This window comes from Shewanella waksmanii (genome assembly GCF_043643685.1).
Taxonomy (GTDB): domain Bacteria; phylum Pseudomonadota; class Gammaproteobacteria; order Enterobacterales; family Shewanellaceae; genus Shewanella; species Shewanella waksmanii_A.
Genome location: NZ_JBHZSN010000010.1, coordinates 1 through 15140, shown reverse-complemented (window position 1 = coordinate 15140; position 15140 = coordinate 1). Strand labels below are relative to the sequence as shown.

12 protein-coding genes are annotated in these 15140 nt (G+C 43.6%); 6 read left to right on the top strand and 6 right to left on the bottom strand.

Annotated features, from left to right (window positions below):
* Window positions 1–83 precede the first annotated feature (83 nt).
* A complete protein-coding gene (locus ACHUFW_RS15040) occupies window positions 84–2225 on the top strand; it encodes a site-specific DNA-methyltransferase (protein WP_394204162.1) in 2142 nt (713 codons plus the stop codon).
* A 3-nt stretch (window positions 2226–2228) separates the two neighbouring features.
* Window positions 2229–4832, top strand: coding sequence for a DEAD/DEAH box helicase (locus tag ACHUFW_RS15035; protein WP_394204161.1), 2604 nt, complete (start codon window positions 2229–2231; stop codon window positions 4830–4832).
* A 216-nt stretch (window positions 4833–5048) separates the two neighbouring features.
* Here ACHUFW_RS15035 and ACHUFW_RS15030 read toward each other — a convergent pair whose 3' ends face one another.
* The 4 genes from ACHUFW_RS15030 to ACHUFW_RS15015 all read right to left on the bottom strand — a co-directional run bounded on the left by ACHUFW_RS15030 (window position 5049) and on the right by ACHUFW_RS15015 (window position 8500).
* On the bottom strand, window positions 5049–6233 hold the full coding sequence (locus ACHUFW_RS15030) for a BaiN/RdsA family NAD(P)/FAD-dependent oxidoreductase (RefSeq protein ID WP_394204160.1): 1185 nt from the start codon (window positions 6231–6233) through the stop codon (window positions 5049–5051).
* A 118-nt stretch (window positions 6234–6351) separates the two neighbouring features.
* Window positions 6352–7371 (bottom strand): NAD(P)H-dependent glycerol-3-phosphate dehydrogenase, encoded by a 1020-nt coding sequence (gene gpsA / locus ACHUFW_RS15025; protein WP_394204159.1) that lies wholly within the window; start codon window positions 7369–7371, stop codon window positions 6352–6354.
* A 6-nt stretch (window positions 7372–7377) separates the two neighbouring features.
* Window positions 7378–7863, bottom strand: coding sequence for a protein-export chaperone SecB (gene secB, locus ACHUFW_RS15020; protein ID WP_394204158.1), 486 nt, complete (start codon window positions 7861–7863; stop codon window positions 7378–7380).
* 202 nt (window positions 7864–8065) lie between these two features.
* Window positions 8066–8500 carry a rhodanese-like domain-containing protein gene (locus tag ACHUFW_RS15015; RefSeq protein WP_394204157.1) on the bottom strand — a complete coding sequence of 145 codons (435 nt, stop codon included), beginning with the start codon at window positions 8498–8500 and terminating at the stop codon, window positions 8066–8068.
* A gap of 237 nt (window positions 8501–8737) precedes the next feature.
* On the opposite strand from ACHUFW_RS15015, the gene gpmM reads away from it, so the two are divergent.
* The 4 genes from gpmM to ACHUFW_RS14995 are packed head-to-tail and all read left to right on the top strand — an operon-like array spanning window position 8738 to window position 13436.
* Window positions 8738–10279, top strand: coding sequence for a 2,3-bisphosphoglycerate-independent phosphoglycerate mutase (gene gpmM / locus ACHUFW_RS15010; RefSeq protein WP_394204156.1), 1542 nt, complete (start codon window positions 8738–8740; stop codon window positions 10277–10279).
* Window positions 10280–10286: 7 nt separating this feature from the next.
* Window positions 10287–11423, top strand: a complete 1137-nt coding sequence (locus ACHUFW_RS15005; protein WP_394204155.1) for a murein hydrolase activator EnvC family protein — start codon at window positions 10287–10289, stop codon at window positions 11421–11423.
* A 34-nt stretch (window positions 11424–11457) separates the two neighbouring features.
* Window positions 11458–12666, top strand: a complete 1209-nt coding sequence (locus ACHUFW_RS15000; protein WP_394204154.1) for a S41 family peptidase — start codon at window positions 11458–11460, stop codon at window positions 12664–12666.
* A 17-nt stretch (window positions 12667–12683) separates the two neighbouring features.
* Window positions 12684–13436 carry a divergent polysaccharide deacetylase family protein gene (locus ACHUFW_RS14995; protein ID WP_394204153.1) on the top strand — a complete coding sequence of 251 codons (753 nt, stop codon included), beginning with the start codon at window positions 12684–12686 and terminating at the stop codon, window positions 13434–13436.
* A 3-nt stretch (window positions 13437–13439) separates the two neighbouring features.
* On the opposite strand, the gene ACHUFW_RS14990 is transcribed toward ACHUFW_RS14995, so the two are convergent.
* Both ACHUFW_RS14990 and ACHUFW_RS14985 read right to left on the bottom strand, forming a co-directional pair.
* Window positions 13440–13895, bottom strand: coding sequence for an Rrf2 family transcriptional regulator (locus tag ACHUFW_RS14990; RefSeq protein ID WP_394204152.1), 456 nt, complete (start codon window positions 13893–13895; stop codon window positions 13440–13442).
* A 10-nt stretch (window positions 13896–13905) separates the two neighbouring features.
* The gene (locus ACHUFW_RS14985; RefSeq protein WP_394204151.1) at window positions 13906–14160 is read right to left on the bottom strand and encodes a YkgJ family cysteine cluster protein; all 255 of its coding nucleotides are present in this window, start codon (window positions 14158–14160) and stop codon (window positions 13906–13908) included.
* Window positions 14161–15140: the final 980 nt, after the last annotated feature.

The following is a 15140-nucleotide window of genomic DNA, read 5'->3' as shown; positions in this document are numbered from 1 at the left end:
ATACATAAAAAACAATTTTACGAAAAGTAGATTAAATTTTTCGAATTACCTTTTAGATAACGTGATAATAAAAAGGAGAAAGCGTGTCACGTCTTACTGACTTAATAGCACAAGCTAAAGCTAAAGACCCATTGATGGGGGCTGACTTGGAGCGAGAGTTTAAAGCTCTTTCATCCCGACGCTCGTTCGGTTTGAACTTCGAAAGACACAGACCTGAAACAGTAGAGTTACCTCAACGCCCAATTAGAAAAGGCGATAAAGTTCATATTCTTCCTCCTAGAGGCGAAACATCAAGGGGTGAACAAAAAATTTGGACTGTTACGCGAATTGAGGCTGTCGGAGAACAAAAGATAGCGCACTTACTTGTACGTGATGCGCTTGGATCTGAAACGAAACAGGTTAATGTATCTGACCTTGTAGTTGTAGCAGAGTTTCGCGATAAGATTTTTCCAGGCTTGGTTAGCACTGGAAAGGTTGAAAATGGTGCTGAAAAGCCGTTTCACTCAGTGATTAATGGCGAAAACTATCACGCCTTGAAAGCTCTTACTTTTACTCATCGAGGTAAAATCGACGCTATTTACATCGACCCACCATATAACACAGGTGCGAAGGACTGGAAGTACAATAACGACTATGTCGATTCGGAAGACTTGTATCGCCACTCCAAGTGGTTAGCATTTATGGAACGCCGGTTGAAGTTAGCAAAACAACTATTGAACCCTAAGGCATCTGTTCTAATTCTTACCATTGATGAGAAAGAAGTTAATAGAATTGCTCTATTGCTAGAGCAGTTATATCCAGAGGCTGACGTTCAAATGGTAACTACCGTGATAAACCCAAAGGGTTCAACCAGGGGTAAAGAGCTAGCTCGGGTTGATGAGTACTACCTCATTTGTTATTTCGGTGAAATTAAAGCAATCCCTACCAAGCGTGAATTGTTAGAAAATAGTATTTCATCTAAGTCAGGTAAGACTCCTCAAATTTGGTACCCTCTAATCAGAAGTGGTACAGATATTCGACGTGAAGACAACAAAACGGGTTTTTATCCAATTTACATTGATAAGATTGAAGGGCGAGTTGTTGAGATTGGTGAGCCTTTATTACCCGTAACATTGAGTAGGGATGACGTTGAAGACAAGCCCGGTCTTAAGGTTATATGGCCTACATTAGCTGATGGTTCTGATGGTCGTTGGCAAGTTTCTTTCAAAAAACTAAAAGAACTTGTTGAGAAAGGGATGGTTCGTGTTGGAAAAGTTAACTCTCGCACTGGTCAAGTCTCGATTACATACCTTAAAGCTGGCGAAATTAGACGTCTAGAATCTGGCGAAATTACGTCAAAAGGAAAAAACGAAAATGGAGTCCTTCAGTTAGAATATGCCGACCTTAATGCAAGACGACGTGTAGGGAAGACCGTTTGGAATACTCCTGCTCATGATGCTGGAGAACATGGTAGTAAGCTTCTTCGGAAAATGTTACCCGGTCGTAAATTTCCATTTCCCAAATCTCTATATGCTGTAGAGGATGCTCTTCGCTTTTTTATTGAAGACAAAAAAGATGCTGTAGTTTTAGACTTCTTTGCGGGCTCAGGGACAACATCTCATGCAGTAATGAGACTAAATAAACAGGATAATGGTAGACGTCTATGCATTTCAATAACTAACAATGAAGTTGCTGTAGAAGAACAAAAATCACTGAAGATGGCTAAGCTACGTCCCGGGGATAAGGACTGGGAAAGGTTGGGCATTTGTGAATATGTAACTAAGCCGCGAATTAAGGCAGCTATAACTGGTGAAACACATGACGGCAGTCTTATTAAAGGTGACTATAGATTCGTCGATGAATTCCCGATGTCTGACGGTCTAGCTGAGAATGCTGAATTCTTTACTCTCACTTATGAAACCCCAATAGCTGTTAATCACAATCTCTCATTCTCAAAAATAGCCCCATTACTGTGGCTTCGTGCAGGTTCAAAAGGTAATAGGATTGAATCAATACCTGATGAAGGTTGGGATGTAGCTGACACTTACGGTGTTTTATTTAATCTTGATAAAACTCGAGAGTTTTGTAGTGAAGTTACAAAACGCCAAAGCATTACGACTGTATATGTCATCACGAATGATGATCGTCGCTTTCAATCTGTAGTCAGAAATATATCTAAAGACGTTGAAGTAGTTCGTTTATACGAATCATATTTGAATAACTTTCAGTTTACTAATGGAGATTAAGTCATGAAGTTTACGTTAAAAGATTATCAACGTGAGGCTGTTCATGACTCGCTCAACAATCTAGCTAAAGCCAAGAAACGCTGGCATGAAGACAGTGATGTTCATGCGTTTTCTTTAACCGCGACAACTGGTGCTGGTAAGACCGTTATGGCTGCGGCAGCATTTGAGGCTCTTTTCTATGGTGACGATGAATTTGATTTTGAGGCTGACCCTGGAGCTGTTGTCATTTGGTTTAGTGATGACCCATCATTAAATGAACAAACACGATTCCGCCTAATGGAGGCTGCTGACAAGTTAAATCATACGGATCTAGTTGTTGTAGAAAATACGTTTAGCTTGGAGAAGTTTGAAGCTGGAAAAGTGTATTTTCTAAACACGCAAAAGCTCAGTAAAAACAGTTTACTAGTCCGCGGCTACGACCCTGATGGTGGCGATACTGGTCAAAGTGATCTTTTCCCTGAAACTCGACCAGATTTGCGTTCGCACACTATATGGGAAGTTATTCGTAATACTATTGAAGACCCTAGTCTAACACTTTATCTCGTTTTAGATGAGGCTCACCGAGGAATGGGGACTAAGAGTAAAGCAGCCCAAAGTGATAAATCGACAATAGTAAAAAGACTGATTAATGGCGCCGGTTCAGTACCTGCTATTCCTGTTGTATGGGGGATTTCTGCTACTGTAGAGCGCTTTAACCAAGCTATGAGTGTTGCACAAGGTCGAAGTACTCTGCCTAATGTAGAAGTAGACCCTTCTAAGGTTCAAGAATCGGGCTTACTGAAGGATACGATCGTCTTGGATGTTCCTGATGAATCGGGGTTATTTGATACGGTTCTTGTCCGTAGAGCGACAGATAAAATAGTCGAATCTAGTAAAGCATGGAATGATTACACGAAGGCCGAAGGCTTAGAGCCGATGCTACCTCTGATGATTCTCCAAGTTCCTAATAAACCTAAAGCAGAAGATATTAGTCGAGCATTAGATACGATATTTGAACGCTGGCCAGACTTAAAGAGTGTCAATATTGCTCATGTATTTGGTGAGAGAAAAACTCTTACATTTGGAAGTCATACGGTCTACTACACTCAACCAGAACGAGTTCAAGATGATACTGAAATTAGAGTGTTGATTGCTAAAGATGCGATAAGCACTGGGTGGGATTGCCCTCGTGCAGAGGTCATGGTTTCATTCAGACCAGCTAAAGACCAAACTCATATAACGCAGTTGCTTGGACGTATGGTTCGTACTCCACTAGCCAGACGTATACCCGGTAATGATAGATTGAATGCTGTAGATTGTATGCTACCGTTCTTTGATAAAAAATCGGTAGAGTCTGTAGCTGATTCACTGATGCATGGTAGTTTTAGCGATGGTGAAAGTGAGATTAAAGGGCGTCGAGTTCTAATTAATCCTGTGACAGTTGAGCCTAACGGGAGAATTGAGAAAGATATTTGGCCTGTCTTCTCTGAAATCACCTCACAAGTTTTGCCTCAAAAGATCGCCAAGCCTATAAAACGTCTAACCGCTCTTGCTCATGAATTAGCTCAAGATGAGTTGATGTTGAATGCAGGTAAAATAGCGCATTCCGAAATGCACAAGGTGTTAAATGCTGCGTGTACTAGGTACTCATCAGAGATTGAAGAAGCACGAAAAGATGTACTTACTGTAGAGGGTAAAAGCTTACGTGCTGATCTAGGTGGTAAGAATATGTCTTTTGACGACTTTGTAGAAGAAGCTGATTATGCGGTAATCGAAGACGCGTATAAACGTGCAGCACGCTTATTTAGCCCTGACCTTGCTCGAACTTATGCTGACCATTTAGCGGATGAGAATCAATCAACAGACTCTAGAGAAGAAGCATTAATTGAGGCTTACATAGATATTGCAGCCCTTGGGTTGGTTAAAGATGTTTCAGATTACTTTAATTCTGAAGCAGAAAAAATGGCTAGCGATTGGTTTAGTAAGTATCGCATTGATATTAAAGACTTAACCGATGTTCGTCAGGAAACATATCGACAAATTAGAGAGATGAGCAAAGAACCTCAAAATGTCGATCTAATGATCCCTAAATCTTGGATGGAACCTACAGTGCTTCTTGAAGGTGGAAAAGAAACTCTTTTACCGACACTTCCAAACCATTTAATGTCGCAAGATGACGGTCTTTTCCCAGCTTTTCTGAACCCATGGGAGCATAAAGTCATTGAGGTTGAAAGCTCTCGTGATGGATTTGAAGCTTGGTATCGAAACCCTGCTCGTTCAAGTCAAGATAGTTTGGGTATTTCCTATGTAGATAATGATGAATATAAGCTATTGAGGCCGGACTTTATTTTCTTCGCTAGAAAGCCTGATAACGATATAGCTGTCGATATTGTTGATCCGCATAGCTTGCACTTAAGTGATGCTCTACCTAAGTTGAAGGGGTTAGCTGAATATGCAGAGAAACACCATAGCAAATACCGTCGAATTGAGTCTATTGCTTCGCTTGATGATAAGACTCTTTTGGTATTAGATTTAATGAGAGAAACCGTTCGAAAAAGCGTTCTAAAAGCAGATAATGCGAAAGCACTATTCTCTAGTGATCTAGCAGAGAAATACTCAGAGCTATAAACTGGAAAAATACACGGGTGACGGAACTCTTCGTCACCCCTATTTAATCCCTGATTTGGAGTTTCTTAAAAGTTTGTGTTGTGCTTATCAATAACAAAACGAAGACTATCTGACCTTATTAAAATCAATATTTAATATGGTCTTACACCACACTTTAAAAGACAACGTCTTCGCTCTAATTTAAATTGTCTTCGTTTTAATTAACTTAAATCACAATCAAGCTGATAGCCCAACCGCCACACCGGATGCCCAGGCCCATTGGAAGTTAAAGCCTCCGAGCCAGCCGCTAACATCCATCACCTCACCGGCAAAATACAAACCAGGCACTTGTTTACTTTGCATATCTTTAGATGACAGCTCGTCAGTATCAACACCACCTAAGGTCACTTCTGCGGTGCGGTAACCTTCGGTGCCGTTCATCACCAATTTCCAAGACTCAAGATCAACAGCCAATTGTTCTAACTCGGCATGCACTAATTGGTTAACAGCTTTATTCAGTAGCGATTCACTAAATAGCAATTCGACTAAGCGCTTAGGTAACCATTGCGACAACGCATTACGTAAGCTTTGTTTGGGGCTATCAGCTAAAACCTGCTGCAACTTGGCACGGGCATCTTCTCCGGGCAACAAGTTGATTGAGATAGCTTCGCCTGGTTGCCAATAGTTTGAGATTTGCAATATGGCAGGGCCTGAAAGGCCGCGGTGGGTGAACAACAAGGCTTCACTAAACTCGGTGCCATCTTTGGCGGTAATGGTACTAGGCACCGCGATACCTGATAAGGGTTCAAATCGTGCTTTTTGATCACTATGCCAAGTAAAAGGTACAAGGCCAGCGTAGGTCGGTAACAGCTTTAATCCAAATTGCTCAGCAACTTTATAGCCAAACGGTGTCGCGCCCAATTTCGGCATTGAAAGACCACCCGTTGCAATCACTAATGATTCACAACTGTAGTCACCCTTGCTACTTTTCACGATAAAACTGCCATCGGCTTGTCGGCTGATATCAACAATTTCAGTCCGCAGCTGTACTTGCGCCCCCGCCCACTCACACTCAGTTAATAGCATGGTCACGATCGCTTTGGCAGAGTCGTTGCAAAACAGTTGTCCATGGTCACGCTCGTGATACTCAATACCATGGCGCTCGACTAACTCGATAAAGTCGCTAGAACGATACCTTGCTAATGCTGACTTAACAAAATGCGGATTGCGACAAATAAAGTTATGGGGTTCCACTTTCTGATTGGTGAAATTGCAGCGCCCGCCACCGCTGATAAGAATCTTCTTACCCGCCTGTTTAGCATGATCTAACACCAATACATCACGTCCGCGGTAACCCGCCGTCGCCGCACACATTAGGCCGGCTGCGCCCGCGCCTATGATAATAATGTCATGGTGTTTCACTACAACAACCCCTAGCGTCTTAGCTCATGTGTGGCGCTGATTTTAGCGCCAACAACCAATAAAAAAGGGCGCTATTTTAGCACCCTTTTCTGTCGATATGGCAAAAACTCATTAAACGCTACTCGTTGTCAGCCGTTTCAGATTTTTTCTCTCTCGCTAACAAAGCTTTAGCCGCTTCGTGAGGAGTTCCACCTTGATACAGTACTTTGTAGACTTGTTCAGTAATGGGCATTTCAACCCCTAAACGTTTAGCTAAGGTATACACCTCTTTAGTGTTGCGATAGCCTTCAACCACCTGACCAATTTCTTGTTGGGCAGCATCGACATCCTTACCTTGGCCTAGGGCCAAACCAAAGCGACGATTTCGAGACTGATTGTCGGTACAAGTCAATACTAAATCACCCAAACCCGCCATCCCCATAAAGGTCGCGCTTTGGGCACCAATGGCCTCACCTAACCTTGATAGCTCAACTAAACCACGGGTTATCAATGCGGTACGAGCATTGGCACCAAATCCAATGCCATCTGACATACCGGCGCTAATGGCAATCACGTTCTTTACCGCACCACCAAGTTGCAATCCGGTAAAATCGTCATTGGCATAAACTCGCAAACGTTTCGGGCTGTGCAGTAATTCCACCAGATCATTGGTAAAGCTTTCGTCAGTACCTGCAACCGAAATGGCTGTTGGCATACCTGCCGCGAGTTCTTTGGCGAACGTTGGGCCAGATAATACTGCGAGCGGATATTTATCACCTAAAATATCGCCTGCGACTTCTTGAAGTAGACGACCCGTCTCCGGCTCTAAACCTTTTGTTGCCCAAACAATACGGGCATCATCACGCAATAAAGGTTTTGCTTGTTTAAGCACTAAACCAAATACATGACTAGGCACCACCACCAAGACATTATTTGATGCTTGTAGTGCAGTGGCGAGGTCGGCTTCGGGATGTAATAGCTCAGGTAAGGCAATGCCAGGTAAAAACTCTTCATTAGCACGATCGCGTTTAAGATTGTCGATGTGCTCGGGTTCATGACCCCAAAGCAGGGTTTTATGGCCGTTGCTAGCTAAAGAAATGGCAAGGGCGGTGCCATAAGAGCCCGCCCCCAGTACCGTAATATCGGCAGTGTTATTCATACGTGATTAAGCGTTTGCTTCTTCAGTTGCTGCTTCTGCAGACGCTTGACGCTGTTGAACGTATTGTGCGAATAGCGCATCAAAGTTAACAGGCGCAAGGTTTAGCTGTGGGAAAGTACCACGAGCCACTAGGCTACCCACGGTTTCACGTGCGTATGGGAATAGTACGTTAGGGCAGTATGCACCTAGAGAGTGAGCTAGTTGCTGCTCTGTTAGGCCACCAATTGCGAAGATACCAGCTTGCTGAACTTCACAAAGAAACGCTGTTTCTTCACCGTTCTTAGCAGTCACAGTTAGCGATAGAACAACTTCATATACGTCGTCAGCTAGCTTAGCGCTACGAGTATCAAGGTCTAGCTTAACTTCTGGGTTCCACTCTTTTTGAAAAACAGCTGGGCTGTTTGGTGTTTCAAAAGAGATATCTTTAGTGTAAACACGTTGGATGTTGAACTGTGGACCTTGTGCTTCGTTGCTTGCTACTTCTTCAGCCATAATTTCCTACCTAAATAATTTGTTCCTGCTTCCCTAATTGGAAACACTGCTTAAGGGCTTTTGTACCTTGAGTCTTAATCGACTTTAGCCACCATCCCGGTTTTTTAGTTTTCTCAAGTAGCCAACATGACCACTTGAGTTGATTTTAGAGATGATACTCTACTCAATGACACCATAATATGGCAATCATTTGGCGACTATATTACCGCTTGCTCTTGGTAACAGGTAAATTGTTCTGTTGCCAATCGCCCATACCGCCCTTAAGGCTATGCACAGATTCAAAACCTGCTTTAACCATAAGTTGTGCAGCTTGGGTAGAAACCATTCCCGCGTTGCATACCATTATAATGGGACTGGCTTTGTACTTTTCAAGGGCTGATATCTGATTATTTTTAATTTCAGACAATGGCACATTGATCGCATCAACAATGTGACCCTTTTTAAACTCATCTTTACCGCGTACATCGATCACTTTTGCGTCTTGCTTGTTGATCAATAAGGTAGCCTGTTGATAATCAACATTGGTCACTTTAGACACGCTGGATTTATAGACACTCACTATAAGTCCAATAAACAAACCCACCCAAGCTAGACTCAATAATGGGTTAGCGCGGAAAAATTCAATATATTCTTGCATGGTAATCGGCCTACTTCTGTGGCTGGAAGTTCAGTAAGGGCACAGAGTATACCAAAGCCGCATAAGATTGCAGCAAGTTGTTGGTGTCAGCATGGCCGCAAAGACCATTGAAACGGGCATTTATCACAGAATCGATAGCTGTAATTGGTGTAAATGGCTTTTTCATACCTAGCATACGTAGTAATATTTAACCAATTTCGATTTCTAACAACTCTTAAACTTTAAAAAGGTACCACCATGACGACACGCAAAAGGCCGTTAGCCTTGCTGATCCTCGATGGCTGGGGTTACCGCGAAAACACTGACAATAATGCAGTCTTTCATGCGAATACTCCGGTATTAGATCGCCTAAACAGTACTTATCCCAACAGCTTAATCTCTGGCTCTGGCATTGATGTTGGTCTACCCGACGGCCAAATGGGTAACTCAGAAGTTGGCCATATCAACATCGGCTCTGGCCGCGTGGTCTATCAAGAGCTAACCCGCATTGGTAAAGCAATTGACGATGGTGAATTCGATAGCAACCCCGCACTAACCGCAGCAGTTGATAAAGCAATCGCAACCAATGGCGCTGTGCATATTATGGGACTGCTATCGCCAGGTGGGGTACATAGTCACGAAGCACATATTGAAGCCATGTGTAAGCTAGCTGTAAGCCGTGGTGCCAAGCAGGTCTATTTACACGCCTTCCTTGATGGCCGCGACACGCCTCCGCGCAGTGCCAAGTCAAGTTTGCAGCATTTTGATGATCTGTTTACTACATTAGGCACCGGTCGTATCGCCTCAATGGTGGGTCGTTACTATGCGATGGATCGTGATAACCGTTGGGACCGCGTCTCTCAAGCCTATGAGCTTATCACCGAAGGTAAAAGCCAATATCAGTTCGACAATGCTGTTGAAGCCCTTGAAGCGGCTTATGCGCGTGATGAAAACGATGAGTTTGTCGCCACAAGTGCCATTATCGACAACGGTGCAGCAGCGACATTAAGCGACGATGATGCGCTGATTTTCATGAACTTCCGAGCTGATCGTGCTCGTCAAATAACCCGCAGCTTTGTTGACCCAAGCTTTGATGGTTTCGAGCGAAATGTGACGCCTAAAGTCAACTTCGTGATGCTGACTGAGTATGCCGCTGACATCAATGCGCCTATCGCATACCCTTCTGTCGACTTGGTCAATACCTTAGGCGAAGTGCTACAAAATAGTGGTAAAACACAATTGCGTATCTCTGAAACCGAAAAATATGCCCACGTTACCTTCTTCTTTAATGGCGGCAAAGAGCAGCCATTTGCTGGCGAACAACGTGAACTTATTCAATCTCCCAAAGTGGCTACCTATGACCTTCAACCTGAGATGAGCTCAACAGAACTCACCGATAAGTTAGTCGAAGCTATTGAATCTACAGAATATGATGTCATTATCTGTAACTACCCTAATGGAGACATGGTTGGCCATACTGGTAACTTTGATGCGGCAGTTAAAGCCTGTGAAGCGGTAGATAGCTGTATTGGCCGTGTTGTAGAGGCGCTAGCTAAAGTTGACGGTGAATGTTTGATCACCGCAGACCACGGTAATGCTGAGCAGATGACCGATGAAAGCACAGGCCAAGCACATACTGCGCACACCAGTGAATTGGTGCCGCTGATTTACGTTGGACGCAAAGGCGAAATTAGCGCTAATGGTCGCTTAAGTGATTTAGCACCAACTATGTTAACCTTGATGGGACAAGCGGTACCGGCTGAAATGACCGGACGTAATATCATCACATTGAGTGAGTAAATAGTCTTTGGTTAAACATTGCATACGTCAAACAGCCAGCATACTTGCTGGCTGTCTGTTATTTTGTTTCACTGCACAAGCATCAGATCTGAAACAACGTCAGTCTGAATTAGATGCTTTGCAGCAACAAATTAGTAAGCAACAATCAGCACTGGCTGATACCAATGCCCAACGAGAAAAATTAATACAGCTGCTAAAGAAAGATGAACAAGCTATTGCTAGCGCTGCCCGCAAAGTCAACCAAACCCAAACACAACTGGTTGAAACAGATAAAGAGCTCACCAAGCTCAATCAACAGCAAGCAGAGCTAGACATTCTAAAAAAATCACAGCAAAAAACGCTCGCAAACCAGCTCGCTAGTGCTTATTTAGCCGGTAATCATGACTATTCTAAGATGCTGCTTAATCAGCAGAATCCTGCAACCATAGAGAGATTATTAGCCTATTATCAATATCTCAATAATGCGCGAATGGCTTCAATTAATGAGCTGCAAAAAACCTTATCTGAACTCGAAGCGATTCACCAAGCACAGACAGATAAAAGCGCCCAGTTGAATAAATTGATCCTTGAACAACGCCAGCAAGCTAAAGCCCTGAGTAATGAGCAAGCACAAAGACAACAAACCTTAGCGCAACTGCAACGCACCTTAAACACCCGCGGTGAAAAGTTAGAACAGCTGCAGATAGAAGAAGCCAGTTTAAAGCGCGTGGTCGAGCAAGCCTTAAAGGCAATGCAAAACAGCCCAGCGATGGATGGGCTTTCCAAGGGCAACAAACTCGACTGGCCCACCAAAGGACGTATTCGCTCAGGATTTGGCAGTCGCCGCTCGGGTCAAGTGAAATGGAAAGGTGTGATCATGGCAGCACCTGAGGGGCAACAGGTCAACGCCATTGCCGCAGGAAAAGTCATTTACGCAGACTGGCTACGCGGGTTTGGTATGGTTTTAGTGGTTGATCATGGTAAGGGATATATGAGTCTGTACGGCCACGCACAGGCATTATTGAAGAATGCCGGAGACACGGTTAGCCAAGGTGAATCCATCGCTTTAGTCGGTCGTTCGGGTGGACAGACAGAACCTGGCCTATACTTTGAAGTAAGGCACAAGGGGCAAGCTATCGATCCTGCGAGATATTGTAAACGCTAGATGATGCATATCCCCGTATCAACAGGGGCTGTGTATGAAACGATTTATTCATAATTTACTGTGTATTTTTATAGGGTTAACAATAGGCCTTTCGCTAACCCTTTCTGGGAAAGAAAACGCGCAACCATTTAACAGCCAGCTCAACTACCCGTTGCTACTCGATATCATTAATACCATAGAAACCTACTATGTCGATGATGTTAGTGAAGATGAGCTCATTAATGCTGCCATCGGCGGTATATTCAAAAAGCTGGATCCCTATTCAGATTTTCTTGATACCGACGCCTACAGTGATATGCGCGATGCCAACAAAGGCGAATACTTTGGATTTGGTATCGAAATCGCGGTCAGTGATGACAAAGTAACAATAATTAGTCCATTCCCGCACTCTCCAGCAGAAAAAGCAGGCATTCAAGCTGGCGATCAAATTGTTAAGATCAATGATACCCCGGTAAGTGCTGAAGAGTTAGAGTCACTGTTAAAAGAGATCCGCCATCACAGCACCCATGATTTGTCTCTATCATTGACCTTGTCTCATCAAGGCTCAGATAGTGAGTTTGAAGTCGCACTGAAGCCAAGTATCATCGCCATCCAATCCGTGTCAGCCAAGCTATTACCTGACCATGTCGGCTATATTCGCCTTGCCAGCTTCCAGCATAACTCAACGAAAGAGATGATCGCCCAGCTTACTGCATGGCAGTCACACTCACTGCGGGGTATCGTATTGGATTTGAGAAATAATCCCGGCGGCTTGCTCGATGAGGCAATTAGCATCGCTGATCTATTCCTAGAGAAAGGGCGCATTGTGTCAACCCAAGGTCGGTTTTTTGATGCTAACTCAGATTACTACGCATCACCGCAGGCTATGATGTCCAAGGTGCCTTTACTCGTGCTTATCAATAAAGGCTCTGCATCAGCGTCTGAAGTACTCGCTGCCGCATTACAGGATAATGGCAGAGCAACGCTAATCGGCGAGCAAAGTTTTGGTAAAGGCACAGTGCAAAGCTTGATCCCAACTTTAATTGAAGGCAATGCAATCAAGCTTACTATTGCCAAGTACACCACGCCAAATGGTAACGACATCAATAGTGTCGGCATCGCCCCAGATATTTTATTTGACCCAGCAACTATGACTGAGCAACAAAGTGTGCCTATAATCAGCGGACTTACACCCCATGACAGCATGGTTGATACCGCTATAACATGGATTAATAATAGCGAGCTCAATGATAAGGGCTCATAAATAAAATAAAAAAACACGTGCGCTTATTCTTTTTTTTAGCAATTTTAATTTTTACAACATCAGTACAAGCATCAAAAGTCGCCCTCATCATTGACGATATCGGATATCGTCAAACCGATGAGGCGGTGCTGTCGCTTCCAAATAAAATCACGTTATCGGTATTGCCTCACACCCCCTTAGGTGAAACTCTCGCTAAGAATGGCCATCAGCAAGGTCATGAAATCATGCTGCATATACCAATGCAGGCGCTCAACGGCAAAAAACTTGGGCCTGGTGGACTAACTAACCAAATGAGCGAGTATGAGTTTAAGCAACAAATTGACGCCGCCTTCAACAGTATCCCCTATGCAGTGGGTGTGAATAATCATATGGGCAGCTTGTTAACTCAGCTCGATGAACCAATGCAATGGTTAATGGAAAACTTGAAACACAGGCAGGGGTATTTTATTGATAGTGTCACCACACGCTATACTCGCGCAGGCGCAAAGGCTGATCATATCGGTATTCCTACGTTACGTCGGCAGGTATTTCTCGACAATGACACATCAAAAGCGGGTTTAGAGCGTCAGTTTAATCATTTGATCAGCCTTGCTCATCATCAAGGACAAGTGGTCGCGATAGCCCACCCTTATCCTGAAACCATTGAATTTCTGCAAAACAATCTATCGCGATTAAAGGAAAATGGCATCCACTTAGTGAATGCGTCTGAGTTGTTACCTTACCGTATTGCTCAACAGCCTACTAACAGTGCAACAACTCGATTAAAGTAGCGGCTAAGCGATTTGTAACACAGGGATATTCAAATCAGGCAACAGCGCTCTTAACTCAGAGCGATTGCTGACAATATCATCTAGTGTATATTGATCTAACACAGCAAGATAAGCCGCTACCGCGTCTGCTAACACCCCTTTGAGTTTACAAGCTGGCGTAAAACGGCAATATGGCTTACTGCAATCAATCGCAGCTAATGAGTTTTCAAGTTGACGCACAAGTTGACCAATATTAATTTCATTAGCAGGTGTAGCTAAACGGAAGCCGCCACTTTTACCACGTAGAGTTTGGATATAGCCTAACTTGCCCAAATGATGAATGATCTTTGAAACGTGGTTTGGCGATAGTTCGAAAACCTCTGTGATTTCCGCAATACGAAATAGCGTTTCCCGCTCAGGTTGAATGGCAAGGTACATTAACGTGCGAATACCATAATCTGTATAACGTGTTAGTTGCATGATAACCCTTCTAACTTTGCGTAGCCGCTTCAAGCGTACTAATTAACCATAACGCTTCCTGATTCGTTGTACCGCAGACATCCTCTGTTGCCGTAAACCGTAAACAAACATCTGGGCGACTTGGTTGCCCAAAGATTTGACAAAGATTGTTGTCATCAAGCTGCACGCACCTTACACCTGCTGGCTTACCATCTGGCATACCGGGTATCGGCGTTGTAATAGACGGTGCAATACAACAGGCACCACAACCTAATCGACAATCCATCATTATTCCTACACAGTATACCCACAATTAGGTATATAGCTTTTGTGTTGATCACAGCAAAGTAAATTGAATTGTGTTGAGATCACATATCCGCAAAAGCAATTTCAACTTGTCTTCAATTATCTATGCCTTTGTTAAAGGCTGCTGATTGTACATCAATCCCCAAACTGGCTATAGCAACAATTACAACCACTGTGCGATAACGTTCACATAAATCATATAAATGAAATACATGTTAATTCTAGCACAGGGGTTTCATCCTTACCCTAACCAGATCAAACTAAAGCCACAAAGTATAATGTAACGCAGATTAAATGAAGCTATCACCAGCTAGATTGATTCGTCTTAGAATTTGTAGGTGAGCATAAGGTAGCCATAAGCTAACGAACGAGAGACAAGGGATGTCGAGCGGACTTTGTATATGGATGCACATCTTGCTATTCAAAAGCGCCTAGTATCTCCAGGGAAGAGTGTATGCTAAACATTGTCGGCAACAATGTAAGTTCAACTGAACCACCGCTTTTATAATTTCATGATGGTTCCTTTTCAGGATCACATACGAAAAAAGCCTCTGCACTCTTAATATAAATCAGTGCAGAGGCTTTCGTCTTAATGTTTGTGGGTGAGTACAGCGATGGCTGTGAGTTTACGAATACGAAGCGCAGCGTAAATGGGGCGGACTTGCACTTATAAAGAGACGAACCCATGTGCCTTCGGCACGTGAGACAGGCCGCTTGTTATTCAAAAGAGCCTAATATCTCCAGGGGCGGAGTATATGCTAAACATTGTCGGCAACAATGTAAGTCCAACTGAACCACCACTTTTATAATTTCATGATGGCTCTTTTTCTGGATCACATACGAAAAAAGCCTCTGCATTGCTGCAGAGGCTTTCGTCTTAATGTTGGCGGAGCGGACGGGACTCGAACCCGCGACCCCCGGCGTGACAGGCCGGTATTCTAACCAACTGAACTACCGCTC

What these genes read in the sequence shown, in the direction of transcription:
- ACHUFW_RS15000 (WP_394204154.1), top strand. Translation starts at nt 11,458, where the DNA reads ATGAAACGATTTATTCATAATTTACTGTGTATTTTTATAGGGTTAACA.
- ACHUFW_RS15035 (WP_394204161.1), top strand. Translation starts at nt 2,229, where the DNA reads ATGAAGTTTACGTTAAAAGATTATCAACGTGAGGCTGTTCATGACTCG.
- ACHUFW_RS14985 (WP_394204151.1), bottom strand. Translation starts at nt 14,160, where the DNA reads ATGGATTGTCGATTAGGTTGTGGTGCCTGTTGTATTGCACCGTCTATT.
- ACHUFW_RS15015 (WP_394204157.1), bottom strand. Translation starts at nt 8,500, where the DNA reads ATGCAAGAATATATTGAATTTTTCCGCGCTAACCCATTATTGAGTCTA.
- gpsA (WP_394204159.1), bottom strand. Translation starts at nt 7,371, where the DNA reads ATGAATAACACTGCCGATATTACGGTACTGGGGGCGGGCTCTTATGGC.
- ACHUFW_RS14990 (WP_394204152.1), bottom strand. Translation starts at nt 13,895, where the DNA reads ATGCAACTAACACGTTATACAGATTATGGTATTCGCACGTTAATGTAC.
- secB (WP_394204158.1), bottom strand. Translation starts at nt 7,863, where the DNA reads ATGGCTGAAGAAGTAGCAAGCAACGAAGCACAAGGTCCACAGTTCAAC.
- gpmM (WP_394204156.1), top strand. Translation starts at nt 8,738, where the DNA reads ATGACGACACGCAAAAGGCCGTTAGCCTTGCTGATCCTCGATGGCTGG.